The sequence below is a fragment of the Bradyrhizobium sp. CCBAU 53421 genome (genome assembly GCF_015291625.1).
Classification (GTDB): Bacteria; Pseudomonadota; Alphaproteobacteria; order Rhizobiales; family Xanthobacteraceae; genus Bradyrhizobium.
Map to the genome: position 1 here is coordinate 8,214,837 of NZ_CP030047.1, position 24,762 is coordinate 8,239,598.

Genomic DNA, 24,762 nt, shown 5'->3' on the forward strand with positions numbered 1-24,762 from the left:
CTGACCGGCCTCTCCGCGATCAGCCCTGCAACGACGCGTCGAGCGTGATCTTGGTGTTGAGCAGCTTGGACACCGGGCATCCGGCCTTGGCCTTGCCGGCCAACTCCTGGAATGCCGCATTGTCCGCGCCCGGGATCTTCGCCGACAACGTCAGATGCACGGCGGTGATGGCGAAGCCGTCCGCGACCTTCTCAAGGGTCACGTCGGCCTTGGTCTCCATGTGCTCCGCCGTGAGCTTGGCCTCGCCGAGGATCAGCGACAGCGCCATCGTGAAGCAGGCGGCATGCGCCGCACCGATCAACTCCTCGGGGTTCGAGCCGGGCTTGCCCTCGAAGCGGCTGGCGAAGCCGTAGGGGTAATCCGAGAGCGCGCCGCTCTTGGTCGAGATCGCGCCCTTGCCGTCCTTGATGCCGCCCTGCCATTTGGCCGAGCCGTGGGTGGTCGTCATGCGTTGCTCCATCAGGTTGGTTGAACCCAGCCCGCAAAGCTACAACGCCAATGCGACAGAAGTGTTCTTGAAGTTAAGCGCCGACCAGCGCCTTCGCCGGGGTCGTCGCCTGGACCACGAGTCCGCGCGCACGCGCGTCCATTACACCGACCGCGCGCAAGGCGAGCAGCGTCACGGTCTGCACCGCATCGCGCAGCTTGATCGGATCGTCGAGATTGGACGGCGCCAATGGGCCGACCAGCGCCTCGTGCAGCGCGCCGAGCAACGCGGTGGCCGCCAGCGCCGTGTCCTGCGCCGGCAGATGTCCGGCGCGCACGGCGGCATCGATGCGCAGAGCAAGCTCACCGGAAATATCGCGGCGGCTGGCGAGGCGCGAAGCCGTAACGTCGACATCGACCGGCTCGGCCAGGATGCCCCAGGCGAGCTTGCGCTGCGACAGCACGTGGACCGCGATCGTCGTCACCGCGGCGGCGAGCGCCGATGACGGGCCGGGCGCGGCATCCGCGGCGCGCCGGATCGCGGTCAGCTCGTCGCGCGAGACTTCGGTGATCAATTCCGAGATCAGCTCGGCCTTCGACGGGAAATAGCGATAGACGGTGCCTGCGGCGACATTGGCCCGCACCGCGACCGGTGCGATCTGGACCGCCGCCATGCCGCCCGCCGCCGCTGCGTCCCGCGCAGCCGACAGGATGGCGCTGCGCCGGGCAGCCAGCCGTTTCACGACCTGATGAGTTCGCCGGTAGACCATGGCGTTCCGTCCCCCCACCGTGTGCCCTGGGCCGGCGCCCACCGGCAGAACACACGCGTCTTCAATGTTTTGAACGATTGATCCCGCAATCGCCTGAAGAAGTGAACAACTATTCAGACTGGTTGACAAGCTGGAATTGTAAGGATTTTGCGACGGCCGCATGCGACCTCCGATCGAACCGGCGGCCGCTCCGGCCCGTGGAGGCCCCGGCTGCCAGGATTCCGCGACAGATCGGCAGCTGCCAACGGCAACCACGCTCGGATCAGGCCTCCAATCGTGAATCGCGAGCTAACATGATCGCTCGAATTCGAGACATCCGATCTTGCGCTGACCCACGACATCGCACGCGCATTTACCCGAATTTATCGGAAGCCGTGGTCGAGTGCGCCCGACACTCACCAGTGGCGTCGCCACTGAAACCGGCCGAACCAAGAAAGCGCATGTCACTCTCCGTCACCAGCAGCGTGAGCAGCCGCAGCGCGGTGCGAGGACTGCTGCCGCTGTGCGCGGCCGTGGGCGCCTATCTGTTCTATCTCTCCGCCGGTGAAATCCTGCTGCGCGATTCCGACACGGAGTGGCAGATCAAGGTCGGACAGTGGATTCTCGAACACGGCGCGATGCCGACGTCGGACGTGTTCTCGTTCACCCGTTTCGGCGAGCCCTGGATCTCGAGCTCGTGGCTGTCGCAGGTGGCGTACGCCCTCGTGTACGGCGGCGATTGGGCCGGGCCGGTGATCCTGACCTCCATCGCGATCGGCGCAACGGTCGCGATCTTCCTGCATCTGTTGAGCCCGTATTTCGATCCGGCTCGCGCGCTGCTGATCGCGGCGCTGGCGCTGCTGCTGTCGACGATCCATTTCTTCGCGCGGCCGCATGTGCTGGCGCTGCCGGTGCTGCTGGCGTTCATCGGCGGCCTGATGGCATCAGCGGATCGCCGCACCTCACCGTCGTGGTGGCTGCTGCCGCTGATGGCGCTGTGGGCCAATCTGCATGGCGGCTTCGTGCTCGGCCTGGTGCTGATCGGGCCGATCGGACTGGAGGCGGTGTGGAGCGCGGAGCCCGGCCGCCGCCGCAACCTCATCGTGCGATGGGGACTGTTCGGCATCGCGGCGCTGGCCGCGAGCTGCGTGACGCCCTATGGCTGGAACAGCCTGCTTGGCGCCACCAAAATCCTCAACCTCGGCAAGCTGCTGACGCTGATCGGCGAATGGCTGCCCGCCGATTTCAGCAAGCCGAGCTTCTTCGAGGCCACGCTGCTCGGCCTGATCGGCGCCATCTGCTATCGCGGGCTGACCTTGTCGCCGCCGCGGATCCTGTTGCTGCTCGGGCTGATCTGGATGGCGCTGAGCCATATCCGCAACATCGAGCTGTTCGCGTTCATCGCGCCGCTGGTGCTCGCCAAGCCGATCGCCGAACAATGGGGAATGGCAGGCGTTCGCGCCGCCCGTTTCGACGAGACGCGCTCGCTCCCTGTCGTCACGATCCCGGTTGTCATCGCGATGGTGATCGGCGCGTGGGTGACGACGACGACCTACGTCGCGCGGCATGAATTCAAATTCCTGCCGGCGTTCTCGCCGGTTGCCGCGGTCGACGTCCTCCAGCAGCACAAGGCGCAGCGCGTGTTCAGCACCGCGCCGTTCGGCGGCTACATGGTGAGCCGCGACATGAAGGTGTTCATCGACGGCCGCGCCGAGCTTTATGGCGAGCAGTTCGTGCTCGACTATTACGCCGCGCTCGATGCCCGTGACGTCGGCCAGCTGCTGGACCTGCTCGACAAGTACCGGATCGACGCCACGCTGCTGAGCTCGGACTCGCCGGCCGGAAACGCGCTTGATCATCTGAAGGGCTGGAAGCGGCTCTACAAGGACGACATCGCCGTCATCCATGTGCGGTCGGACGAGAAGGCCGGCGTGGTGCCGGCGGTAGAGGGTTCGAGGTAGCCTGCGCCTTAGTGTTCTGCCGAATCGCAGCACCGCCATCAGTTCCGTCACCCTGAGGAGCGCGAAGCGCGTCTCGAAGGGTCGACGGCCACCAGCGGGGCCGTACATCCTTCGAGGCTCGCTCCGCTCGCACCTCCAGCGACAAAGGCGAAGCCTTTGCGCGGGGATGACGGGCTTGGAGTGGCCAGCTTGGCCGCACCCTCAATTCCCCGTCTGCAGCTCGCCGAAGCGATCCCAGGTCTTGCCGTTGAAGCGCATCAGCTGCATCTGGTCGACCGGCACATGATCGGCCGGCGAGGTGTTGACCTTGATGCCTGGCAGCAGCATCGGCAATTCCAGGTCCTTGATCGCGAACGCCTGCCGCAGGATGTTCTCGGTCGAGAGATCGTCGCCGCAGGCCTTCAGCACCGCCTCGAGCGCCATCGCGCTGTTGTAGGCGTTGACGTAGTTGGTGTCGTGCTGATCGCCTTCGGGCACGTATCTGGTCATGAAGTCGCGCCAGCCCTTCATGCCGGGATCGTCCTTCCAGGCCGGATCGTCCGGATCCTTCACATAGGCCGTGGAGATGATGCCGGTGCCGGCTTCGACGCCGGCCGGCTGCATCACGGTCGAAATCCACACCGCGGTATTGGACAGGAACGTCATCGGCCGCCAGCCGATCTCATAGGCCTTGCGGATCGACTGCGCGGCGAATTTCGGCGTCGCCGCGATCACGAAGACATCGGCATTGGTCGCCTTCAGCTTGACGATCTGGGAGTCGATGGTCGGGTCCGTGATTTCATAAGTCGCGACGGTGACGACGGAATCGTATTTCTCGCCGAGCACGTCCTTGAGACCGGCGAGATAGTCGCGGCCGTAATCGTCGTTCTGCGAGATCACCGCGAATGTTGCGTTCGGATTCTTCGCCAGCGCATAGCGTGCATAGAGCCGGGCCTCGTAGCGGAACGGCGCCTGCACGCCCATCGTCGCCTGCGGGAATTGCGCGATATCGCCGAACTTCGAGGCGCCGGAGGCGAGGAACAGCTGCGGGATGTTCTTGCCCTGCAGGTACTTTGCGATCGCCGTGTTGTGCGCGGTGCCGATCGAGGAGAAGATCAGCGCGACCTCGTCGCTCTCGACGAGGCGGCGCGTCTGCTCCACCGTCTTCGGCGGCGCGTAGGAATCGTCCAGCGAGATGAAATTGATCTTGCGGCCGTTGATGCCGCCGCGCTCGTTCAGCATCCTGAAATAGCCGGCCTCGCCCTTGCCGAGCGCGCCGAACGCCGACACCGGCCCGCTATAGGGCATGGTCTGGCCGATCCTGATTTCGGTTGATGTGACGCCGCGCATCTCGCCGGCGAATGAAGCGGTGGGCAGCAGCAGGAATGAAATGGCGCCAAACGCGCCGAGTGCCTTGCGCATAGGCCTCCCCTCCCCTTGTTCTTGCCGCGTCCCAGGAAAGCGCGGCCGTGCCGTTGATCGGCTTGCCTCCAGGATGCCACGGCGCCCGAACGGAGGCCAAGCCTATTCGCCGCGGCGGTCTCAGCGCTTGCCGCGCTGCTTGACCGGGATCACGAATTTCAGCCCCGACCACACCGCGTCGACGGCGCAGACCTTGACGTCGACCAGGCCGGCCGCGAGCCCGGCCTCACGCACGACCCTGTCGTCAAGATCGGTCACAACACCAGAGCTCTTCTTGGGCCACGATACCCAGATCATGCCGTCAGATGCGATCGCCTCCCGGTAACGCTCAAGCTTGGCGCCGAGCCCCCTCGCCTCGGCGGCGAACAGATGCACGGCATCGAGCGGCGCTCGCGCGCTCTTCGCGATCCGCACATCGGCAGGCAGTTCGCCGACGATGTCGCGATAGGGGACGGACAACCCGTCGACAAAAATGCAAAAGCCCGGCTTGAGGCCGAGCTTTTGCACAATCGGTTTGCCGGACGTACCGGCCATGGCGAGCGAGGCTTACGCCTGCGGCTGCGGCTCGAGGCCAGTGTCCGGATCGGGACGCGGGCGCGACTTGCCGGCCGGCGGCACGGCGGAGGCGCGCGGCGTCGACGGCTCCAGCACCGACTCGCGGTTGGGCTTCTTGCCCTTCAGCAGGTCGATGATCTCGTCGCCGGTCAGCGTCTCGAACTCGAGCAGGCCCTTGGCGAGGGCTTCGAGGTCGCCGTGCTTCTCGGTCAGGATCCGGGTCGCTTCCTTGTAGCCTTCCTCGACCAGGCGCTTGATCTCGGAGTCGATCTTCTGGACCGTCGCCTCGGACGCATTCTGAGTGCGCGAGACCGACATGCCGAGGAACACCTCGTCCTGGTTCTCGCCATAGGACACGGTGCCGAGCTCTTCCGAGAGGCCCCAGCGCGTCACCATCATGCGGGCGAGGCGGGTCGCCTGCTCGATGTCGGAGGCGGCGCCCGAGGTCACCTTCTCGCGGCCGAAGATCAGCTCTTCCGCGACGCGGCCACCCATCATGATGGCGAGGCGTGAGGTCATCTGCTCCAGCGACATCGACAGCTTGTCGCGCTCCGGAAGCTGCATCACCATGCCCAGCGCACGGCCGCGCGGAATGATGGTCGCCTTGTGGATCGGATCGGTCGCGACGACGTTGAGGCCGACGATGGCGTGGCCGCCCTCGTGATAGGCCGTCAGCAACTTCTCTTCCTCGGTCATGACGAGCGACTTGCGCTCGGCGCCCATCATCACCTTGTCCTTGGCCTCTTCGAACTCGGCCTGCGTCACCATCCGCTTGTTGCGGCGGGCGGCGGTCAGCGCGGCCTCGTTGACGAGGTTCATCAGATCGGCGCCCGAGAAGCCCGGGGTACCGCGCGCGATGGTCTTGAGGTTGATATCCGGCGCCAGCGGCACCTTGCGGACGTGGACCTTGAGAATCTGCTCGCGGCCGACGACGTCCGGATTGGGCACCACGACCTGGCGGTCGAAGCGGCCCGGACGCAGCAGCGCGGGATCGAGCACGTCGGGACGGTTGGTCGCCGCGATCAGGATCACGCCTTCATTGGCCTCGAAGCCGTCCATCTCGACCAGCAGCTGGTTCAGCGTCTGCTCGCGCTCGTCATTGCCGCCGCCAAGGCCGGCGCCGCGATGACGGCCGACCGCGTCGATTTCGTCGATGAAGATGATGCAAGGCGCGTTCTTCTTGGCCTGCTCGAACATGTCGCGGACGCGGCTCGCGCCGACGCCGACGAACATTTCGACGAAGTCAGAACCGGAGATGGTGAAGAACGGCACGTTGGCTTCGCCCGCGACCGCGCGCGCGATCAGCGTCTTGCCGGTGCCGGGAGGGCCGACCAGCAGCACGCCGCGCGGAATCCGGCCGCCGAGGCGCTGGAACTTGCCTGGGTCGCGGAGGAATTCGACGATCTCCTGCAGGTCCTGCTTGGCCTCGTCGACACCGGCCACATCCTCGAAGGTGACGCGGCCGTGCGCCTCGGTCAGCATCTTGGCGCGCGACTTGCCGAAGCCCATCGCCTTGCCGGCGCCGCCCTGCATCTGTCGCGACAGGAAGATCCAGACGCCGATCAGCGCGATGAACGGCAACCAGGAGACGAGCAGCGAGACGAACCACGGCACGTTGTCGCCGGGCGCCTTCGCGGTGATCTGCACCTTGGCGTCATAGAGGCGCTTCACGAGCGTCGGATCGCTCGGCGCATAGGTCTGGAAGCTGGTGCCGTTGTTGAAGGTGCCGTGAATCTCGGGCCCCTGGATCACGACATCGCGGACATGGCCCTGATCGACTTCAGTGAGAAGCTGCGAGAACGAGATGTCCGAAGACGACGAGCGTTGACCAGGATTCTGGAAAAGCGTGAACAACGCCAGCAACAGCAGGACAATGATGACCCAGAGGGCGAAATTCCGCAGATTGGCGTTCATGGTCTTCCTTCGTGGTCGCGCGGATCGCGGCCTCTTCTAATCCTTGGGCAGGCTCTGTGGGAATCCCCAGGGAATCCATCCCGTCGATGCCCTACAATCTAGGTGCCGCTGGGGTCGATGCCAAGGGAACCACGCACGACTATTTACCGCATCCTAGCGCGATTCCCGGTCAAAAAATGACGCGGAATCCGGTGTTTTTCCGGGGTGGTTAAGCCTCCTTGCCGGTTTATGACAGCGATTGAAACAATCGAACCCGGCTCAGCGGGAACGGGCCCGGCGGGGCGGCGCCGGACCGATCCTGATACGGCCGGAGGCGACGCTGATGACCGCTCCGGCAAGGGTCTGTTTCAGCTTGGATTCGCGTTTTCCCAAGGGCTCATTGACGGCCTCGTCGACCGCGGCGAGCAGGGTTTCGACCTTGCCGAGTTCGGCTGGCCCCTCATGTCCGGTGCGGTCGATGGCGCGCTTGAGCAGGCGAAGGCGGATCTCATCCGGCATCACCGCGAACAGTGCAGCGTCGAAGCCCGCATCGAGGTTATCCTCGCTTTTCAACGTAAGATAGCGCTCGGCGCCGTCGACCAGCACCTCCAGCGCAGCGTTGGCTCGCGCGATCCGCGCGGCGAGCCGTGCCAGGTTCCGCGCGTCGCCACCCTCCTCGGCCAGCATCGGCATCAGCGCGCGCAGCCGCGGCCGCGTGAAGGAAGGATCGCGGTTGGTCGGATCGTCGGCAAAACCGATGTGCGCCTTCTTCAGCGTCGCGATCAGCTGTGCCTTGGAAATATCGAGCAGCGGCCGCGTCAGCAGAACGCCATCGCGCTCGGTCTCGTGCGCCATCGCCGAAAGGCCCGCGATGCCGCTGCCGCGCAGCATCCGCATCAGCAGCGTCTCGGCCTGGTCGTCGCGGGTATGCGCGGTCAGGATATGCGTGGCGCCGTGCTTGCGCGCCGCTTGCGCGAGCAGGCCATAACGCGCCTTACGCGCGGCTGCCGGCACGCCGGTACTGGGCTTGGGCCCGCGCCAGCGCAACGTGTGATGCGGCACATCGAGACTTCGCGCCAGCCGCTTGACGTCGCGCGCCTCGCGAGCCGCTTCAGGACGCAGGCCGTGATCGACGGTGACCGCCACCAGATGCGGACCCTGCGCAAGCGCGCGGCGCCAGCGTGCGGCCAGCCACATCAGCGCGATTGAATCGGGACCGCCCGACACCGCGAGCACGATCGCCGGCGCGCGCGCCAGGCCCGCGAACAGGCGCTTGGCGTCCCTTGCCGGGATGGCGGATTGGTCGTCGGGCATCGCAGAACCAGCAGGTCGCGGAAAGGCCGGAAGCGGCCTCCCCTTGCTGGTTTAGCACTTCACGCGCTTCTGCTCGCGGTCAACCGCAGCCTTGACCCCGCCGGACGCGCGCGGGTACTTCCGCGTGATCTCGCCGAACGCGGCACAGGCTGCTTCCTTTTCCTTCAGCGCCGCCAGCGACTGGCCGAGCCGCAGCAGCGCGTCGGGCGCCTTCGCGGACTTGTCGAACTTGGTGGTCACACCGAGGAAGGTTTCCGCAGCGTCGCGATATTGCTGACGCTGGAAATAGCTTTCGCCGAGCCAGTATTGCGAATCCGCCACCAAGGGATCGGTCGGATACTTCGTGGCGAAGTTCTTCATCGTCTCCTCGGCGAGCGCATAGTCCTTGCGCTGCATGTAGCCGATGCCGAGGTCGAACTCGTCCTTCGGCGTCGCCGACGGCGGCAATGTGGTCAGGGCCGCGCTTGCGCCGGGCGCCCGCTGCGGACTGGTGTTGCCGAGTTCGAGCGGCTCGCCCGCCCCACGGCCGCCCGGAGCGCCGGCCTGCGCATCGCTTGGCATCGGCATCTGGCCGCCGCCGAGTGCGCGCGGCACGCCCGGAGCATTCGGATTCTGGTTCGGATCGAAGGCATCGCCGCGACCGCGGCGGCCGGGAGCTGCCGCAGGCGCCGGCTCCTGCACGATCGGCGCGGGCGCTGCGATCTGCTGCTGGTCATAGCCGCCTTGCGGCTGCCGGCCATAGCCTTGCTGCGGCTGGCCGTAGCCCGGCTGAGCTTGCGGGTAAGTCTGCGGTTGCTGGGCCGGTGGCACCGCCGCGACATTGGGCTGGCCGGCCGGAGCCTGTCCGGGAGCGCCGGGCGGCTGGCCGCCGAGCTGGCGCAGCCGCTCCTCGAGCTGACGGTTGCGGTACTGCAGCTCCTCGTTCTGGCCGGTCAACTGCCGCAGCTGGTTCTCCAGCCGTTCGATCCGCATTTCGGCATCGGAATCGTCGGATTGGGCAAACACTGGTGCGGAAACGGCGAATAGCGCCGCGATCGCCGCGGCGGAGGAAAGAAAATGAAGCCTGGATGACATTTTGCCCTGACGACGAGATCGACGTGAAAAGCGAGCGACATTGAGGGACGGAGTACGCCGGAATTGTGACTGGCACTTCAAATCCGGGACAACGCCGCGGATACCGGTTTAGTACGGACGGTGGAACAAGCAAGCGGCCAATTGCGCGCAGCCTCGTTCATCTTGATGAAGGCGGGCCGGGCTTTTCATGCGGCCAAAACAAAGCCGGCGCCCGAAGGCGCCGGCTCGGAAAACTCATTCAACGTCGCGTCAGGAACTGGCGTTCAGCACGGTGACGGCGCGGCGGTTCTGCGACCAGCAGGAGATGTCGTTACAGACCGCGACCGGGCGCTCCTTGCCGTAGGAGATGGTGCGCATGCGGCTCGGATCGATGCCGCGCGAGGCGAGATAGGCGCGCACCGACTGGGCCCGGCGAGCACCGAGCGCGATGTTGTATTCGCGCGTGCCGCGCTCGTCGGCATGACCCTCGATGGTGAAGGAATAACGGTTGTAGGTCTGCAGCCACTGCGCCTGCTTGTCGAGGGTCGCGGTCGCCTGCGGGCTGAGATCGGTCTGATCGCTCTCGAAGAACACGCGATCGCCGACATTGACCACGAAATCCTGCTGGCTGCCCGGGGTCGCGGCGCCCCCGATCGCGCCGTTGGCGTCCAACGGGTTCTTGTTGGCGCAGGCGCCCATCGACAGCGCCACCGCCAGAACCGCAACCAGCTTCATACCCTGGAGATATTTCATTCCCGGAGCCTCCACGCTCACGCTCTTCGTACTGTCCATTGGGTCTACAGGGCGATGGTTAAGCGAACGTTCCGTCAACCTTGACGAGACCTTGCTGGACCCCATCAAATGCCAGGCAATGGCGAAAAGCGCCCCCGATGGTTAATGGGTGGCAAATGTGGCGCGACGGTGAAGGGAAGGCAAGTTCGCGGGAACCGAGCCGCCCAACAGCAATTTTGCCGCCGTCCGTGACCGGCCGGCGACAGATAGTTGCGGAATTGGACGCGGACCGGCGGCAATGATGGGACCGGAGCCGGCTGATTCCCCCTCAGGAATGCGGCACGATCGAATGGCGCTCGAATCGATCGATCGCCGGCTGCTGGAGCACGTGGTGTTCGCGCTCGAACAGCATGCGGCGCTCAAACGCCGATGAGCGCATCATCGGGTAGCGCGCGAACACCTTGTCGCGCATGGTGGGGAAGTCCGCCGCCATCAGGCCGACCGGCTTGAGCAGGCCCGGAAACAGCCGCGGCTCGGCGATCGTCTCGTGGAAGAAGACGCGGCGGTAGAACGCCTGGTGCTCGGGGCGAACGATCGCGAGCCCCAGATCGGCGCCGAAATACTCGCAAGCCATGTAGGCGAGGCGAACGGTGACATAGGGCAGTTCAGGCGCGCGCCGGGCCCGATCGGGATCCGCAACGAACCGTGCGGGATCGATGATGATCTCATTGCGATCGAGTTTCGGATGCAGGATTTCGCCGAACGCCTCCGCAGAGCACGACTCGCGCCACTCGCTCGTCAGCACGCTGATGCGAACCGAGCTGCTGAGCTCGCCGTCGAGATAGACGCCGAAGGTCCAGGAGTTCTCCAGATCGTCATATTGATCCGTGACCCGCTGCTCCGCGGATTCCTTCACCGCGCCTTCGCGCAGATAGGCGCGGTAACGCAGATTGTAGATCTCTTCTTTTTCGGCGGGCGTTTGGGCGAGGCGGTAATCAACCTGGTCGAGCAGCTCGGGGCCCCGCGAAAAAGCGCGGGGCGCGACGACAGGGGACCTCATGAACTACTCCGGACTTTCACGACAACTTTTGCGAGCCGCCGAAAACCTTAACAGCTTCTTAATTTTCGTCAAAGCAATCGAGGCAATACAGTTAACCTCCGGCCGCAAAGGCGCAGTCCCGGTAGCGCAATCGAGGGCAACCACAACTATCGATTGAAGGGATTTGGCCCGCTCACGCGATCGAGCGCGAGGGAACCACGTGCAGCTGCTCGTCGGTCCGCCTGCCGTGCGAGGCATTGAGCAGCTGGCGGATACGCAGCGCGGGAACCGGCCGGCTGAACAGGTATCCCTGTGCTTCGGTCACGGCGCCGTCGGAACTGATCAGCTCGAGCTGCTCGTTGGTCTCGATGCCCTCGACCACGACCGACATGCCGAGATCCGCCGACAGCCGCGCCACCCCGCGCAGCAGGGTCAGCGGACGGTCGCTGTCGATGCCCTCGAGGAAGGAGCGGTCGATCTTGACCTTCTGCAGCGGGAAATTGTGCAAATAGCTGAGCGACGAGTAGCCGGTGCCGAAATCATCCAGCGAGATCCGCACGCCGAGCGAACGCAGCTGCGACAGCACGTCGTGGGTCAGCTCGGTGTTGTGCAGCAGCGAGGATTCGGTGATCTCGATCTCGAGACGGTGCGCCGGCAGACCGGAGACCTCGAGCGCGTAGCGGACCTCGCTCAGCACGTCGCGCTGATGGAACTGCTGCGGCGAGAAATTGACCGCGACGCTGACCGCCTCCGGCCACTTCATGCATTCCATGCAAGCCTTGCGCAGGATCCAGCGCCCGAGATCGACGATCAGGCCCATGTCCTCGGCAACCGGGATGATGTCGACCGGTGAGACCGTGCCACGCGCCGGATGGTTCCAGCGCAGCAGCGCCTCGCAGGTCGAGACCTTGCCGGACTTCAGGTTGATCAGCGGCTGGTAGAACAGCTCGAATTCCTCGTTGGCGAGCGCCTTGCGCAGATCGAGCTCGAGGATGCGGCGTGCCTCGACGGTCTGCGCCATCTCGTCGCGGAAGAAGCAGAAGGTACCGCGGCCGTCGGCCTTGGCACGGTAGAGCGCCATGTCGGCGTTCTTCAGCAGCGTATCGGCGCCGACGCCCGGCGCGGTCATCGCGATGCCGACGCTGGCGCCGATCTCGACCAGATGGTTGTCGATCTTGTAGCGCTCGCTGAGGCGATCGACGATGCGCCGCGCCAATGCAGCGGCGTCCTCATGCGAGTGGATGTTCTGCTGGAACACGACGAACTCGTCGCCGCCGAACCGCGCCACGAAATCCTCCGGACGCAGCATCTCGCGCAGCCGTTCGGCGACCGCGCAAAGCAGCTGGTCGCCGCAGGGATGGCCGAGCGTATCGTTGACCTGCTTGAACTGGTCGAGGTCGACGAACAGCAATGCGGAGCGATGGTCGCCGTGCTGCATGGCGAGCAGCCGGCCGATCTCGTCGCGGAAATTGACCCGGTTGGGCAGCGCGGTCAGTTCGTCGTAGCGCGCGAGGTGACTGATCCTGGCCTCGGCGTCCTTGCGCTCGGTGATGTCCTCGACCAGCAAGACCGTGCCGCCGCCGGCCATCGGCTGGAACGTCCAATCCAGCGAACGGTTCTGCGCCGGATCGGGGTCGCTGGTGACGATGTCGCCGCGCTGCGAGCTCTCGATCTCGTAGAGAATCTGTTGCGCGGCTGCGGCCGAGATCGCGCCGGACAGCACGCAGGCATTGCAGATATCGGCCGCGCTGGCGCCGCGCTGCACGAAATCGTCCGACAGCTCCATCATCTCGATGAAGCGGTGGTTCATCACCGCGAGGCGTCCGTCGGCGCGGAACATGCACAGGCCGTGCGGCATGTTGTTGAGCGCGGTGTCGAACTGATGCGCCAGCGCCGCCTCGCGGAAGCTAGCGGTCAGCGCCTTGACGAAGATCGCATGCAGGCTGAGGTTGATGCCCTTCAGGCCGAGAAAGAACAGCACCAGCAGGATCGACAGGCCGATGTAGTAGAAGTCGCCGTGCAGCGCCAGGGCGAGCGACATCGGCCCGCAGGCAACCAGCACATGGAGCTGCAGCAGCCGCGGCCGCCCGTAGTTGCGGGCCGCACCACCGGCCGTGTAGCCGACCGTCACCGCGACGCAGAGCATGTGGGCGATCGCATCGTCGCTGCCGAGGATGGTGACGAAGCACCAGGCGCCCAGCACCATGGCATAGACGATCGCACCGATCGAGTAGCGCGGCGCCCAGACCTTGGCTTCCTCGTAGGTCAGCCCGCCACCCTGCCCCTCGTCGTACTTGCGCATCCAGACCGCCCGCGCGGTTCCGATGGCAATGATCAGGAAGGCGAACGGCCACAGCAGCACGTTGCCGGTCTTGAGCGCGGTCATCACCGCGGCGGAGGCGGTGGCGACGCTGCCGAGGAACATCGCCCAGAAATTCTGGCGCATCGAATCCACGAGTGCAGCGTAGAGCACCGGCTCCAGCTCGTCCTGGCTGCCTCGTCGTTTCTGATCCACCAACTGCATCTGCAGACGTACGCGTCCCTTTCCGTCTGCGTAGTTCTAGCGGTCGCAGGTGAAGTCTTTCTGAGGGAACATCGTTAGCGAGTCGTTGCAGCGACCCATTGATGGCCGAAATTCGGCATAAGATTCAGTGCGCTAGGTAAGAAGTGCCGACCGCCCCGGGTTCCCCGGAGCAGCCCTGCACGAGCCTCACGACAACAGCGGCGACCAGGCGGGATCGGAGGCAAAACCGGGGGTCGGCACCCTCAGCTCGTTGCGCCCGGAGACGTCGATGGTGAACAGCGACGGGCCGCTGTTGCCGCCGGGATCGCGGAAGAACATCACGACGCGCCCGTTCGGCGCAAAGGTCGGGCCTTCATTGTGGAAGCCCGAGGTCAGGATGCGCTCACCGGAGCCGTCCGGCTTCATGATGCCGATCGCGAACTGTCCGCCGCCCTGCTTGGTGAAGGCGATGTAGTCGCCGCGCGGCGACCACACCGGCGTCGAATAGGTGCCGTCGCCGAACGAGATGCGCTGCGCCGCACCGCCGGTAGCCGGCATCACATAGATCTGCGGCTTGCCGCCGCGATCGGATTCGAAGCAGAGCCGCGTGCCGTCGGGCGCGTAGGATGGCGAGGTGTCGATCGCCGGCGTGTCGGTCAGGCGCGTCATCGACTTCGAGCGCAGATCCATCACGAACAGGTTGGAGTTGCCGCCCTGCTGCAGGCTCATGATGACGCGCTGGCCGTCCGGCGAGAAGCGCGGCGAGAACGACATGCCCGGGAAATTGCCGACGATCTCGCGCTGGCCGGTCTCGATGTTGAGCAGATAGACGCGCGGGTCGCCCTGCCCGAATTCCATGTAGGTGATTTCCTGGGTCGACGGCGAGAAGCGCGGCGTCAGCACGAGGTCCGAGCCGCGGGTCAGATAGCGCACATTGGCGCCGTCCTGGTCCATCAGCGCGAGCCGCTTGACGCGGCGATCCGCCGAGCCGCTCTCGTCGACGAACACGACGCGGGTGTCGAAATAACCCTTCTCGCCGGTCAGCCGCTCGTAGATCTGGTCGGAGATGATGTGCGCGATGCGCCGCCAGTATTCGGCCGAGGTGTCGTACTGCTGGCCGGCAAGCTGCTGGCCGGTGTTGACGTCCCAGAGCCGGAACTCGGCCTTGACGCGCCCGTTGCCCTGGCGCGTCATGCGGCCGGTCACCAGCGCCTGCGCATTGATGCTCTTCCAGTTGTTGAAGTTCGGCGCCGCGTCGATGTTGATCTGCTTCTCGAGATAGGCGGCCTGATCGATCGGCGCGAACAATCCGCTGCGCTTCAGGTTGTTGGTGATCACCTGCGTGACGCCGACGCCGACCTCGGTGTCGCCGGGCGTGCCGGCGGCAAAATTCGGGATCGCGATCGGCAGCGGCGCGAAGTCGCCTTCGGGAACGATGATGCGCTTCTGGGCGAAGGCGCTGCGGCTTCCGGCGAGCGCGCCAAGCGCGGCCATGCCGGAGATCATCTGTCGGCGATTGAGGCGAAAGGTCATTGCACGCAAATCATTCTGGTCGGTCATTGTCGGTAGACTTTGTTTGCTATTGGCCAAGCGACGCGGTCGTCCTCAGGTCTTTCGCTCTGTGAACACCGGCGCAAAATACTTCCATTCGTCGAAGAAGGCCGCCGGCAGATTGTACGGCTGGCATTCGATGATCGCCCGCAGCGCGCTCTCTTGATACACCCGCAGATAGGGCGTCGACGGTGTGCCTTCCGGCACCGGCATGCCCTCGAGCGAGCCGTCGCGCTTCAGCTTGATCGAGAACACGGCCTCGGTCTGCTGCGCCTCGATGCCGCCATAGGGTTTCTTCCAGCAGCGCTCGACCTGCTGCTTGAACATCGCGCCCCAGGTCGCGGAGTTATCGGCGGCCTTGCCCTTTGCCGTGCCGAGCGAGGCATTGGCGTTGAGCGTATCGCCGGTCGCCGAGGCGCGCGTCGGGTCACGCTTGTCGAGCAAGGCTGCGATCTTGCTCTGGTCGAACACGCGATCCTTCGGCTTCTGCTCCGGCGGCGGCTTGGCGGCCTGCTGGACCGGCTTCGGCGGCGGCTTCTTCTCTTCCTTCTTGATCGCTTCCGCGATCGGATCGGGCTTCACCGGATCGGGCTTCTTCTCGACCGGCTTCGGCTCTTCTTTCGGCTTGTTCTCGACCTTCTTCGGCGGATCCGGCTTCTTGTCTTCCGGCTTCTCCACCTTCGGCGTCGGGGCCGGCGCGGTGTCGGTCACGACCGGCGGCTTCTTGTCGTCGATCTTGCCGACGGCATCGTCCATCGGCTTGGCCTCGGCGACCTTCTCGACCAGCGGCTTGGGATTTTCCTTCTTGCCGTCCTTCTGGCCGGCCATGACATGAGAGAGCTGGTCGGACGAGATCACATCGACGGCAACCGACTCCTCTTCCGGCATCACATACGCCTTGGTCGAGAACGAAATCAGGCCCCACCCGATCACGAGGACGTGCAGGACAATCGATGCCGCCAGAGTCTTGTCGACCTTGACCTTCAAATCAGGCTTCCCCGTGCCTTGGCATGGTGGTTATCCGCCTTCCGGGATGATGACGATATTCGCCTTGAATCCCGCGGCCCGGACCTCCCCGAGCAATTTCATCATATCCGTGTAACAGACGTCCTTGTCGCCACGCAGATACACCACTTTTTCGGCATCCGACCGGGCATCCCCGATCGCCTTGATCTTGGCCGGAAAATCGGCGGCCGTGATCGGCGCGTCGCCGAGATAGAGCTCGACATTCGAGTTGCAGCCACCGCCAGTGCGCTTGACCGACAGCGTCAGCGGCGGCTGGTTCGACGAAATCGACTTGCCGCCGCTCGCAACCGGCAGGTCGATGTCGATGTTCGACGTCATCAGCGGCGCTGCGACCATGAAGATGATCAGCAGCACCAGCATCACGTCGACCATCGGCGTGACGTTGATCTCGGCCATGACCGGCTTGCGCCCGCCGCGGCGGCGTCTGCCACCGCCGGACCCTGCCATGCTCATCGCCATGATCGTACGCTCACAACAGTGACCATCGTGACCATCATTGATCTCAGCCCCGCTCGTCGATCTGACGCGACAGGATGGCGGAGAACTCGTCGGCGAACCCCTCCAGGCGTGCGGCCTGCCGGTTCACCTCCGAGGTGAACTTATTGTAGAAAATAGTCGCCGGAATTGCGGCAATCAGGCCGATTGCAGTGGCAAACAGCGCTTCCGCGATACCGGGCGCCACCACCGCCAAAGAGGTGTTTTTCGAGGCCGCGATCGACTGGAAGCTCGACATGATGCCCCAGACGGTGCCGAACAGGCCGACAAAGGGGCCGGCCGAGCCGACGGTCGCCAGCACCAGCAGCCGCCGTTCCAGCCGCTCCACCTCCCGGGCGATCGAGACGTTCATGACCTTCTCGATTCTAGCCTGCAGGCCGGCAAAGGACCGCGACTGGCTCTCGAACGAGCGCTTCCACTCCCGCATCGCCGCCACGAAACAGGCCGCCATCGACTGGGTCGGCTTGGCCGAGAGTGCCCGGTAGAGTTCCTCGATCGACTGGCCGGACCAGAACGCCTGCTCGAACTTGTCCATCGCCCGCTTGGTGCGGGCGTAGAGCAGGATCTTGTCGATCGCGATCGCCCAGACCCAGACCGAGCAGGACAGAAGTCCCAACATCACGCATTTGACGACCCAATGGGCCTGCCAAAACAACGCGATGAGCGACACGTCGCTCGATGCCAGTGGCAGAGTTGACTGCGCCACGTCGGCGGGATTCATCGGCAATATCCTCTCAACGCAAGTGTCCCAATCAGGGCGGGCCGCCAATCGGCACCGGTTCGACGGCCGCGCGGCCGGCGCGGCAAGAACTGCGCGAGAGCCTCTTACATCTGTCGCATGGGGGGCCCGTCCAAAGCCGGGCCCTGCTTCCCCTGCCAACATGTCAAAACGAGGGCTTTTCACGCGGCATTCCGACCCTAACCAAACGCTAATCATGGTTAAGGCGAGGTTACCAAAGGGAAATTTGAGGGCGGGAAACGCCAGTGGCGGAGGCAGTTGGCGGGTTCCGGAGATGAATGGATTTGGCGTTTGGGGAGGCGAGCGCCTCCTCCCCTTGCGCCGTCCTGGCGAAGGCCAAGACCCATAACCGCCGCACGCGGTGATGAACGGCATCGCGGCCCCAGCGGGCGCGCGTGAGGGACGCATCGGCGGCAGGGCTCCCTCCCCCCTTGCGGGGGAGGGCTGGGGAGAGGGGCGCCACACGACGCGGCCCCTCCGTTCCTTACGACGCCAAGCGAACGATTTGCGAGAGCGGTGCACTCTTCGATCAGCTCGCTCGGGGCCACCCCTCTCCCCACCCTCTCCCGCAAGGGGAGAGGGAGCCTGAGACGCGTGCTCACCTCACGATGGAGAAAGACTCAGGTCAAATGCCGCACGATCGCAAGCCCGGCGAACAGGCCGGCGATCGACAATGCCACCGAGCCCGCGACATACAACACCGCAAGGCCGAGCTCGCCGCGCTCATAGAGCAGTGCGGCGTCGAGCGAGAAGGCGGAGAAGGTGGTGTAGCCGCCAAGGATGCCGGTCATCAGGAACAGCCGCCAGGGCTGCGAGGCCTCTCCCTTGAAGGCGAGATAGCCGGCGATCAGGCCCATCACGGTCGATCCCGTGATGTTGATGATGAAGGTGCCGTAGGGAAACGCGGTGCCGATGCAGCGCGCGCAGGTGACGTTGATCAGGTGCCGCAACGTTGCGCCGAGGCCGCCGCCGAAGAAGACGAGGAGATAGCTTGCGAGTTGCCCCATGCGCACTTTGTGCCGCAAGGCCGCGACCGTCGCAAGGAAACAAAAGGGCGGCAGCCGTGGCTGCCGCCCTCGAAAACTCTCACAACGTCATTCCGGGGCAGCCCGCAGGGCTGAGCCCGGAATCCATTCATCCACCGGACCTGCGGATCGATGGATTCCAGAATGACAGCGAGTACGCTCAGCCGGCCTTGCCGAACAGCTCGTCGACGTAATCCCAGTTGACGAGGCTGTCGACGAACGCCTTCAGATAGTCCGGACGGCGGTTGCGGTAGTCGATGTAGTAGGAGTGCTCCCAGACGTCGACGCCGAGGATCGGCACCGCGCCATGGACCAGCGGGTTCTCGCCGTTCGGGGTCTTGGCGATCTCGAGCTTGCCGCCCTTGACCTGCAGCCAGGCCCAGCCGGAGCCGAACTGACCGACGCCGGCGGCGGCGAAGTCGGTCTTGAACTTCTCGAAGCCGCCGAGGTCCTCGTTGATCTTCTTCTCCAGCCGGCCGGGCAGCTTGCTGCCGCCGCCATTCGGCTTCATCCACTTCCAGAAGTGGATGTGGTTGTAGTGCTGGCCGGCATTGTTGAAGACGGCCGCGTTCTTGCCGAACGAGCCCTTCACGATCTCCTCGAGGGACTTGCCTTCGAATTCGGTCCCCTTGATCGCGTTGTTGCCGTTCGTGACGTAGGCCTGGTGATGCTTGTCGTGGTGAAACTCCAGCGTTTCCTTGGACATGTATGGCGCAAGGGCGTCGTGGGCGTAGGGCAGATCGGGTAGCGTGAAGGTCATGGGGTAATGTCCAACAGAGGGTGGGAGACTACACTTAACGGGTCCCCCTTATAGAAGGTTCCACGGCGGAGAAACACCGCATTTTCGGATCGTGTATGACAGATCGGCACAGCCGAAGAGCAGACCAGGACCCAATGCGATGAGCATCGAAATCGACATTCTCAACGGAGATGCGTCGTGGCGGCGCGCCGAGCCGCTGCTCCGGTCGGTCTGGAGCCCGGATATCATGGAGAATAAACCATGGGCGGACACCAAATGGGCTCACGCCGATTTGCGCGTGCTGCTCGACGCGCCCGACGACAGCGGGCTGGCCTGCCATGCCGGTATCTATTTCCGGACCATCACCTGGAATGGCCACAAGGTGCATGTCGGCGGCATCGGCGGGGTCTCGACCCGCGCGGATTGCCGGCGACGCGGCTATGCGTCGCTCGCGTTAGACGCCGCCGTGCACACCATTCGTGCCAACGACGCCGTGAAATTTGCAATCTTATTCTGCGAGCCGCACAATTTCGCGTTCTATCAGGCGCGTGGCTGGCATCCCTTCGCCGGCGAAGTCTATTGCGAACAGCCTTCCGGGCAGATCCGCTTCGAGGCGATGGCGCCGTTCGTCAACGACATCGTCCGCGCGCCGCGCCAGGGCAAGATCGACCTATGCGGCCTGCCGTGGTGACCCCTGCGCGGGCGCGGGTGGCGAGGCCCAGCTCAGACTCGTAACATGTCAAGCATCATTTATTGATTGCGAGCCCGGTTCACTGGCGTCGAATTGCAGTGCGCCCTCTCCCGCTTGCGAAGTGAGCCGCTGACGCATGACCATCGACGCCTCGATCGACGACATCAGCCCCGCCGCGGCCGCGCCTGCGGTCCCGGTCGATCATCTGTTGACGGCGCCGATCCTGCCGACGCTGCTGCGGCTGGCGGTCCCCAACACCATTGCGATGTTCGGCTCGACGCTGGTCGCGGTCGCCGAGACGTCCTACATCGGCCGGCTCGGCACCGAGCCGCTGGCCGGCATCGCGCTGGTGTTTCCGTTCGCGATGCTGAACCAGATGATGTCAGCCGGCGCGATGGGCGGCGGCGTCTCCTCGGCGATCAGCCGCGCGCTTGGCGCCGGCGACCGCGACCGCGCCGCCGACCTGGCGCTGCATGCGGCAATCATCGGGGTCGGCCTCGGCCTGTTCTTCACCGTGATGATGCTAGGCTTCGGTCGAAATTTCTATGCGCTGCTCGGCGGCCACGGCGGCGTGCTCGAGCAGTCGATGCATTACTCGCAGGTGCTGTTCTCAGGCGCGATCTCGATCTGGCTGGTCAACACGCTCGCCTCCGTCGTACGCGGCACCGGCGACATGCGCGTTCCCTCGATGACACTGATCAGCGTCTCGTTGACGCAGATCGCGGTCGGCGGAGTGCTGGGACTCGGGCTGTTCGGCGTGCCGAGCCTCGGCATGCGCGGCGTTGCCGCTGGCCAGTTCACGGCGTTCACGTGCGGTGCGATCTTCCTCGCCTGGTATCTCGCCTCGGGCCGCAGCCGGTTGAAGCTCGACTTCGCCGCATTCAGTTTCCAGCGCGCGATGTTCCTCGACATCCTGAAAGTGGGCGCGATCTCCTGCCTGTCGCCGCTGCAGAGCGTGCTGACCATCCTGATCTTCACCAAGATCCTGGCCGGCTTCGGTACCGAGACGCTGGCCGGATACGGCATGGGCTCGCGGCTGGAATTTTTGCTGATCCCGATCGCATTCGCGGTCGGCGTCGCTTCTGTGCCGATGGTCGGTATGGCAATCGGCGCCGGCCTCGTCACGCGCGCCCGCAAGGTGGCATGGACCGCCGGCACGGTTGCCGGGCTCGTCGTCGGATTGGTGGGACTCGTGGTCGCACTCAAGCCGACGCTATGGATTGCGCTGTTCACAACCGATCCCGGTGTGACTGCCGCGGCCTCGTCCTATTTCGCGCTGGCCGGCCCGACCTTCGGGTTCTTTGGCGTCGGCGTCTGCCTGTATTTTTCCTCGCAGGGCGCGGCCAAGGTCGGCGGGCCGGTGCTGGCCGGGACCATCCGCCTGCTGCTGGTCGGCATCGGCGGCTGGTGGCTTGCGGCGGCAAGTGCGCCGGCCTGGACGCTGTTTGCGCTGGTCGGAGCTGCGATGGTGGCATTCGGCCTCGCCACTATCATATCAATCAAGCTGACCCGCTGGGGATAACCACTGCGGCGCAGCCGAGCGTTGCCTGAGCATGACCCATCCGGCAAGAAGGCAATAAAATTTTCCGGGTACCGCGCGCCTGATCGCGCAAATATGACATTGCAGAAATCTTTCGACTTGCTATGCAGGCCGGCTTCTTGGGGGATGAGCCATGGCCTGCAGACTGGGATTCGTGATCGCAATCATTGCGACGGCACTTGCCGTGCCTGCCGCGCATGCGCAGAACGCGCCTGAGCCTTTCGGCGTCTGGCAGACCCAGGCCGGCGATGCCCGCGTCAAGGTCAGCAAATGCGGCGGCGGCATCTGCGGCGTGGTGGTGAGCCTGCGCGACCCGATCGATCCGATGACCGGCAAGCCGCAGGTCGACAACAAGAATCCCAATCCTTCGCTGGCCAACCGGCCGATCATCGGGCTGCCGCTATTCTCCGGCATGCAGCCGGTTGCCGCCGGCAAATGGTCGGGCCAGATCTACAATGCCGACGATGGCGGCACCTATGCGAGCAGCGTCTCGGTCACCGGCGAGAGCACGCTGCGCGTCGAAGGCTGCGTCGGCGCGCTGTGCGGCGGCGAGACCTGGACGCGTGTCGGGCGGTAAGGGCCAGGCGGGATATTTCCTTCACCGCTCCCGCGTGCGGGGGAGGGAGCAGAATCCCGATGTTGCAACAACTCACACCGCGCGCGTCTTCAGCACGGTGGCGGCCGAGGCGTAGCCGCCGCGGGCGCCGTCGATGAAATGGACGTGGTCGGCGCGCATCACCGAGGGCGTGAAGCAGGTCATCATCGCCGCGTCCTGCTCGTGCAGGCCATAGCGCACGATGCCTTGCGCGGCGGCGGCAACCAGGCGCTGTTCGAGCTCCGCGGCGAGCTCCGGCGTGCAATCCAGGATCATGCGCAGGCCGTCGTCGAACTTGCGGAAGTCGGAATTCTCGACCACCTGCCGCACATAGTTTTTCGGCACGAACTTGCCGACCGGGATGTTGAACCGCATCAGCGTGTAGGCCCACAGCGTGAACGCGAGCACCGTGGCGCGGCGGAGTGCGAGCGAGCCGCCGCGCCGCGCACGCGCCTCGTACTCCATTCCCTGAGGCGGCCAGCGCAGCGGCGGACCGTTTGCAGGCACCGGCCGTCCAGCCTCCGGGCTCTTCTCGATCAGCACGACAATATCCTCGATCACCTTGCGGAAGGCGGCGGGATCGGCGTCCTTTGCCGGCAACACCAGCACCGAGAGGATGACGCCGCGCACTGAGGGCATCACCTCGAAGCGGCAGGACAGGCCGGACAGATCGGGCTGCGTGCCCTGAGGCGCCGGATCGACCGCGAACTCGCCGCGCTTCATCGCGGCATCGGCGTAAGCCAGGCCGCCGCCGGAGAACATCGCATAGGACAGATTGGCCGACGGCCCGAAGCGCGCGACGCGGACGTCGGCGCCGGAGGCGCGGATCGCCGCCATCGGCACCAGCGCCACGCGCAGCACGAGCTCGAGATCGTCGCGCACCCAGCGCGCGGTCGCCGCCAGCGCCTCGCGCGCGCGGTCGAGATCGGCAGGCGCGACCGCGAAGCTCGCGCCGTCGCCGCCGAACACGAAGGGGAATTCGCGGCCCTCCAGCGCATTGGTGACGGCGGCGACCACCGCGGCACCCGCCATGTTGACCGCCTTGTAGCGCTGCGCCGCGATCGCCTTGGTCGACTCCACGATATCGGCGACGCCGACCGTCCAGTCATCGGGCAGCGGCGCATACAGCGCCGGCTCCATCAGCCGCGCGAAGCCGCGAAACACCGGAATGCCGCCGTAGAAGATCTCGCTGCCGCCAGCCATCGCAACGCCGTGTTGTTCGCTTCTGCAAGACTCTGTAGCAGATACGCAGCGGTTTGCGACGGGTTTTGAAACGTAGCCCGGATGAAGTCCCGTCATCCTGAGGAGCCGCGGAGCGGCGTCTCGAAGGATCGACGGCCCGCCTGTCGCCACGAACGGATGTGCCCCACGAAGACATCCGGGGCCGATTCATCCTTCGAGGCTCGCTTCGCTCGCACCTCCAGCGACAAAGGCGAAGCCTTGGCGCGGGGATGACGGGGACTGAAGGCGCGGTTCTGTCACTTCACGCCGCCTCGCCGGCCCTGCGCCATGGCGGAAACGGATCGCGCAGTTTTGCCCAGGCCTGCGGGTGCATGCCCGGCCGGCCGGTGATGAGGCAGGCATCGAGACGGCGGCAGATGTCGGCTTCGTTCATGCCGGAGCCGATGAAGACCAGCTCCTGCCGGCGATCGCCATAGAGGTCGTTCCAACTCCGCTGAATCATCAGCCGCCAGTCGGGATGATCCGGCCAGCGCTCGCGCGGGATCGCCGCCCACCATGAGCCGAGGCCTTCGGTCCGGACGATCGCGCCGGCCTGGCTCATCTCGCCGCACCAGTCCGGACGCGTCGCGATCCAGAAATGGCCCTTGGCGCGGATCACGCCTTGCCAGCTCTCGCGCAGGAAGCCGTGGAAGCGCACCGGATCGAACGGGCGCCGCGCGCGATAGACGAAGCTCGTGATCCCGTATTCCTCGGTCTCCGGCACATGCCCGGCAAAGCCGTACAGCTCCTTGTGCCAGAGCGGATGCTGCTGCGCGCGCTCATGGGAAAAGCGGCCGGTGTCGAGCACGCGGTCGAACGGGACTTGTGCAAAGCTCGCCTCGACGAGGTCGGCGTCCGGGTTGAGCGCGCGCACGATGGTGCGGGCGGCCTCGCGCTGCGCGGGGGTCGCCGCGTCGATCTTGTTCAGCACCACGACGTCGGCGAACTCGATCTGCTCGACCAGGAGGTCGACCAGGGTGCGCTTGTCGCCGTCGAGCGCCTCGCCGCGCTGGCTCAAGAAATCGGTCGAGGCATAGTCCTTCAGCAGATTGGCGGCGTCGATCACCGTGACCATGGTGTCGAGGCGCGCGACGTCGGAGAGGCTTTGGCCATCTTCGTCGCGAAACTCGAAGGTCGCGGCGACCGGCAGCGGCTCGGAGATGCCGGTGGATTCGATCAGCAGATAATCGAAGCGGCCGCTCTCGGCGAGCGCGCGCACTTCCTTCAGGAGATCGTCGCGCAGGGTGCAGCAGATGCAGCCGTTGCTCATCTCGACCAGCTTCTCATCAGTCCGGGACAGGTTCGCACCGCCATCGCGAACGAGATCGGCGTCGATGTTCACCTCGCTCATGTCGTTCACAATCACCGCAACCTTCAGGCCGTGGCGGTTGTTCAGGACGTGGTTCAGCAAAGTGGTCTTTCCAGCCCCGAGGAAGCCGGACAAGATGGTGACGGGGAGTTTTTGCATCGAGATCAAACAGTTGCTGGAGGGATGGACGGCGGCTGGGCATGGG

The 24,762-nt window shown here is 65.2% G+C and carries 22 protein-coding genes; 4 read left to right on the forward strand and 18 right to left on the reverse strand.

From position 1 onward, the window contains the following. Positions 1-19 precede the first annotated feature (19 nt). Positions 20-448 carry an OsmC family protein gene (locus XH92_RS38125; protein WP_194456632.1) on the reverse strand — a complete coding sequence of 143 codons (429 nt, stop codon included), beginning with the start codon at positions 446-448 and terminating at the stop codon, positions 20-22. 73 nt (positions 449-521) lie between these two features. Further along, on the reverse strand, positions 522-1,196 hold the full coding sequence (locus tag XH92_RS38130; protein ID WP_194456633.1) for a TetR/AcrR family transcriptional regulator: 675 nt from the start codon (positions 1,194-1,196) through the stop codon (positions 522-524). A 440-nt stretch (positions 1,197-1,636) separates the two neighbouring features. On the opposite strand from XH92_RS38130, the gene XH92_RS38135 reads away from it, so the two are divergent. Then, positions 1,637-3,136, forward strand: coding sequence for a hypothetical protein (locus tag XH92_RS38135; RefSeq protein ID WP_194456634.1), 1,500 nt, complete (start codon positions 1,637-1,639; stop codon positions 3,134-3,136). Positions 3,137-3,337: 201 nt separating this feature from the next. Here XH92_RS38135 and XH92_RS38140 read toward each other — a convergent pair whose 3' ends face one another. The 14 genes from XH92_RS38140 to XH92_RS38205 all read right to left on the reverse strand — a co-directional run bounded on the left by XH92_RS38140 (position 3,338) and on the right by XH92_RS38205 (position 19,222). Beyond that, entirely contained in the window at positions 3,338-4,537 is a 1,200-nt protein-coding gene (locus XH92_RS38140) for an ABC transporter substrate-binding protein (RefSeq protein ID WP_194456635.1), read from the reverse strand. A 120-nt stretch (positions 4,538-4,657) separates the two neighbouring features. Next, the gene (locus tag XH92_RS38145) at positions 4,658-5,071 is read right to left on the reverse strand and encodes a DUF3052 family protein (RefSeq protein WP_194456636.1); all 414 of its coding nucleotides are present in this window, start codon (positions 5,069-5,071) and stop codon (positions 4,658-4,660) included. Positions 5,072-5,083: 12 nt separating this feature from the next. Continuing rightward, the gene (gene ftsH, locus XH92_RS38150; protein ID WP_074128467.1) at positions 5,084-7,006 is read right to left on the reverse strand and encodes an ATP-dependent zinc metalloprotease FtsH; all 1,923 of its coding nucleotides are present in this window, start codon (positions 7,004-7,006) and stop codon (positions 5,084-5,086) included. A gap of 258 nt (positions 7,007-7,264) precedes the next feature. Then, positions 7,265-8,299 carry a tRNA lysidine(34) synthetase TilS gene (gene tilS, locus XH92_RS38155; RefSeq protein WP_194456637.1) on the reverse strand — a complete coding sequence of 345 codons (1,035 nt, stop codon included), beginning with the start codon at positions 8,297-8,299 and terminating at the stop codon, positions 7,265-7,267. A 51-nt stretch (positions 8,300-8,350) separates the two neighbouring features. After that, entirely contained in the window at positions 8,351-9,373 is a 1,023-nt protein-coding gene (gene ybgF / locus XH92_RS38160; RefSeq protein ID WP_194456638.1) for a tol-pal system protein YbgF, read from the reverse strand. A gap of 249 nt (positions 9,374-9,622) precedes the next feature. Next, a complete protein-coding gene (gene pal / locus XH92_RS38165; RefSeq protein ID WP_021078622.1) occupies positions 9,623-10,105 on the reverse strand; it encodes a peptidoglycan-associated lipoprotein Pal in 483 nt (160 codons plus the stop codon). A 307-nt stretch (positions 10,106-10,412) separates the two neighbouring features. Next, complete coding sequence (locus XH92_RS38170) at positions 10,413-11,144, reverse strand: hypothetical protein (protein WP_194456639.1); 732 nt, start codon at positions 11,142-11,144, stop codon at positions 10,413-10,415. 172 nt (positions 11,145-11,316) lie between these two features. Then, the gene (locus tag XH92_RS38175) at positions 11,317-13,647 is read right to left on the reverse strand and encodes a bifunctional diguanylate cyclase/phosphodiesterase (protein ID WP_194456640.1); all 2,331 of its coding nucleotides are present in this window, start codon (positions 13,645-13,647) and stop codon (positions 11,317-11,319) included. Positions 13,648-13,833: 186 nt separating this feature from the next. Next, on the reverse strand, positions 13,834-15,159 hold the full coding sequence (gene tolB / locus XH92_RS38180; protein WP_050404484.1) for a Tol-Pal system beta propeller repeat protein TolB: 1,326 nt from the start codon (positions 15,157-15,159) through the stop codon (positions 13,834-13,836). Between the two features lie 72 nt (positions 15,160-15,231). Continuing rightward, entirely contained in the window at positions 15,232-16,164 is a 933-nt protein-coding gene (locus tag XH92_RS38185; protein WP_194456641.1) for a cell envelope integrity protein TolA, read from the reverse strand. Positions 16,165-16,194: 30 nt separating this feature from the next. Beyond that, positions 16,195-16,662 carry a biopolymer transporter ExbD gene (locus tag XH92_RS38190; RefSeq protein WP_097676111.1) on the reverse strand — a complete coding sequence of 156 codons (468 nt, stop codon included), beginning with the start codon at positions 16,660-16,662 and terminating at the stop codon, positions 16,195-16,197. 43 nt (positions 16,663-16,705) lie between these two features. Further along, positions 16,706-17,419, reverse strand: a complete 714-nt coding sequence (gene tolQ, locus XH92_RS38195) for a protein TolQ (RefSeq protein ID WP_016846954.1) — start codon at positions 17,417-17,419, stop codon at positions 16,706-16,708. Between the two features lie 638 nt (positions 17,420-18,057). After that, positions 18,058-18,444: a fluoride efflux transporter CrcB gene (gene crcB / locus XH92_RS38200; protein ID WP_194456642.1), complete on the reverse strand. Its 387-nt coding sequence runs from the start codon at positions 18,442-18,444 to the stop codon at positions 18,058-18,060. Positions 18,445-18,622: 178 nt separating this feature from the next. Then, positions 18,623-19,222, reverse strand: coding sequence for a superoxide dismutase (locus XH92_RS38205; protein WP_021078629.1), 600 nt, complete (start codon positions 19,220-19,222; stop codon positions 18,623-18,625). 139 nt (positions 19,223-19,361) lie between these two features. On the opposite strand from XH92_RS38205, the gene XH92_RS38210 reads away from it, so the two are divergent. From XH92_RS38210 to XH92_RS38220, 3 genes are all read left to right on the forward strand, one after another. Next, a complete protein-coding gene (locus XH92_RS38210; RefSeq protein ID WP_194456643.1) occupies positions 19,362-19,892 on the forward strand; it encodes a GNAT family N-acetyltransferase in 531 nt (176 codons plus the stop codon). A 136-nt stretch (positions 19,893-20,028) separates the two neighbouring features. Then, entirely contained in the window at positions 20,029-21,414 is a 1,386-nt protein-coding gene (locus XH92_RS38215; protein WP_194456644.1) for an MATE family efflux transporter, read from the forward strand. 151 nt (positions 21,415-21,565) lie between these two features. Further along, a complete protein-coding gene (locus tag XH92_RS38220; protein WP_194456645.1) occupies positions 21,566-22,009 on the forward strand; it encodes a DUF2147 domain-containing protein in 444 nt (147 codons plus the stop codon). A 72-nt stretch (positions 22,010-22,081) separates the two neighbouring features. Here XH92_RS38220 and XH92_RS38225 read toward each other — a convergent pair whose 3' ends face one another. Together XH92_RS38225 and zigA are read right to left on the reverse strand one after the other, a co-directional pair. Next, positions 22,082-23,230 (reverse strand): DUF3095 domain-containing protein, encoded by a 1,149-nt coding sequence (locus XH92_RS38225; protein WP_194456646.1) that lies wholly within the window; start codon positions 23,228-23,230, stop codon positions 22,082-22,084. A gap of 280 nt (positions 23,231-23,510) precedes the next feature. Continuing rightward, positions 23,511-24,716: a zinc metallochaperone GTPase ZigA gene (zigA, locus tag XH92_RS38230; protein WP_194456647.1), complete on the reverse strand. Its 1,206-nt coding sequence runs from the start codon at positions 24,714-24,716 to the stop codon at positions 23,511-23,513. Between the last annotated feature and the right edge of the window lie 46 nt (positions 24,717-24,762).

Excerpts from the sequence above, each read along its gene's own strand:
- XH92_RS38210 (WP_194456643.1), top strand. The coding sequence starts at position 19,362 with ATGAGCATCGAAATCGACATTCTCAACGGAGATGCGTCGTGGCGGCGC.
- tolB (WP_050404484.1), bottom strand. The coding sequence starts at position 15,159 with ATGACCTTTCGCCTCAATCGCCGACAGATGATCTCCGGCATGGCCGCG.
- XH92_RS38190 (WP_097676111.1), bottom strand. The coding sequence starts at position 16,662 with ATGGCGATGAGCATGGCAGGGTCCGGCGGTGGCAGACGCCGCCGCGGC.
- XH92_RS38125 (WP_194456632.1), bottom strand. The coding sequence starts at position 448 with ATGACGACCACCCACGGCTCGGCCAAATGGCAGGGCGGCATCAAGGAC.
- XH92_RS38130 (WP_194456633.1), bottom strand. The coding sequence starts at position 1,196 with ATGGTCTACCGGCGAACTCATCAGGTCGTGAAACGGCTGGCTGCCCGG.
- XH92_RS38135 (WP_194456634.1), top strand. The coding sequence starts at position 1,637 with ATGTCACTCTCCGTCACCAGCAGCGTGAGCAGCCGCAGCGCGGTGCGA.
- ybgF (WP_194456638.1), bottom strand. The coding sequence starts at position 9,373 with ATGTCATCCAGGCTTCATTTTCTTTCCTCCGCCGCGGCGATCGCGGCG.
- pal (WP_021078622.1), bottom strand. The coding sequence starts at position 10,105 with ATGAAATATCTCCAGGGTATGAAGCTGGTTGCGGTTCTGGCGGTGGCG.
- XH92_RS38145 (WP_194456636.1), bottom strand. The coding sequence starts at position 5,071 with ATGGCCGGTACGTCCGGCAAACCGATTGTGCAAAAGCTCGGCCTCAAG.
- tolQ (WP_016846954.1), bottom strand. The coding sequence starts at position 17,419 with ATGAATCCCGCCGACGTGGCGCAGTCAACTCTGCCACTGGCATCGAGC.
- tilS (WP_194456637.1), bottom strand. The coding sequence starts at position 8,299 with ATGCCCGACGACCAATCCGCCATCCCGGCAAGGGACGCCAAGCGCCTG.
- XH92_RS38225 (WP_194456646.1), bottom strand. The coding sequence starts at position 23,230 with ATGGCTGGCGGCAGCGAGATCTTCTACGGCGGCATTCCGGTGTTTCGC.
- XH92_RS38215 (WP_194456644.1), top strand. The coding sequence starts at position 20,029 with ATGACCATCGACGCCTCGATCGACGACATCAGCCCCGCCGCGGCCGCG.
- ftsH (WP_074128467.1), bottom strand. The coding sequence starts at position 7,006 with ATGAACGCCAATCTGCGGAATTTCGCCCTCTGGGTCATCATTGTCCTG.
- XH92_RS38220 (WP_194456645.1), top strand. The coding sequence starts at position 21,566 with ATGGCCTGCAGACTGGGATTCGTGATCGCAATCATTGCGACGGCACTT.
- XH92_RS38175 (WP_194456640.1), bottom strand. The coding sequence starts at position 13,647 with ATGCAGTTGGTGGATCAGAAACGACGAGGCAGCCAGGACGAGCTGGAG.
- XH92_RS38205 (WP_021078629.1), bottom strand. The coding sequence starts at position 19,222 with ATGACCTTCACGCTACCCGATCTGCCCTACGCCCACGACGCCCTTGCG.
- crcB (WP_194456642.1), bottom strand. The coding sequence starts at position 18,444 with ATGGGGCAACTCGCAAGCTATCTCCTCGTCTTCTTCGGCGGCGGCCTC.
- XH92_RS38140 (WP_194456635.1), bottom strand. The coding sequence starts at position 4,537 with ATGCGCAAGGCACTCGGCGCGTTTGGCGCCATTTCATTCCTGCTGCTG.
- zigA (WP_194456647.1), bottom strand. The coding sequence starts at position 24,716 with ATGCAAAAACTCCCCGTCACCATCTTGTCCGGCTTCCTCGGGGCTGGA.
- XH92_RS38170 (WP_194456639.1), bottom strand. The coding sequence starts at position 11,144 with ATGAGGTCCCCTGTCGTCGCGCCCCGCGCTTTTTCGCGGGGCCCCGAG.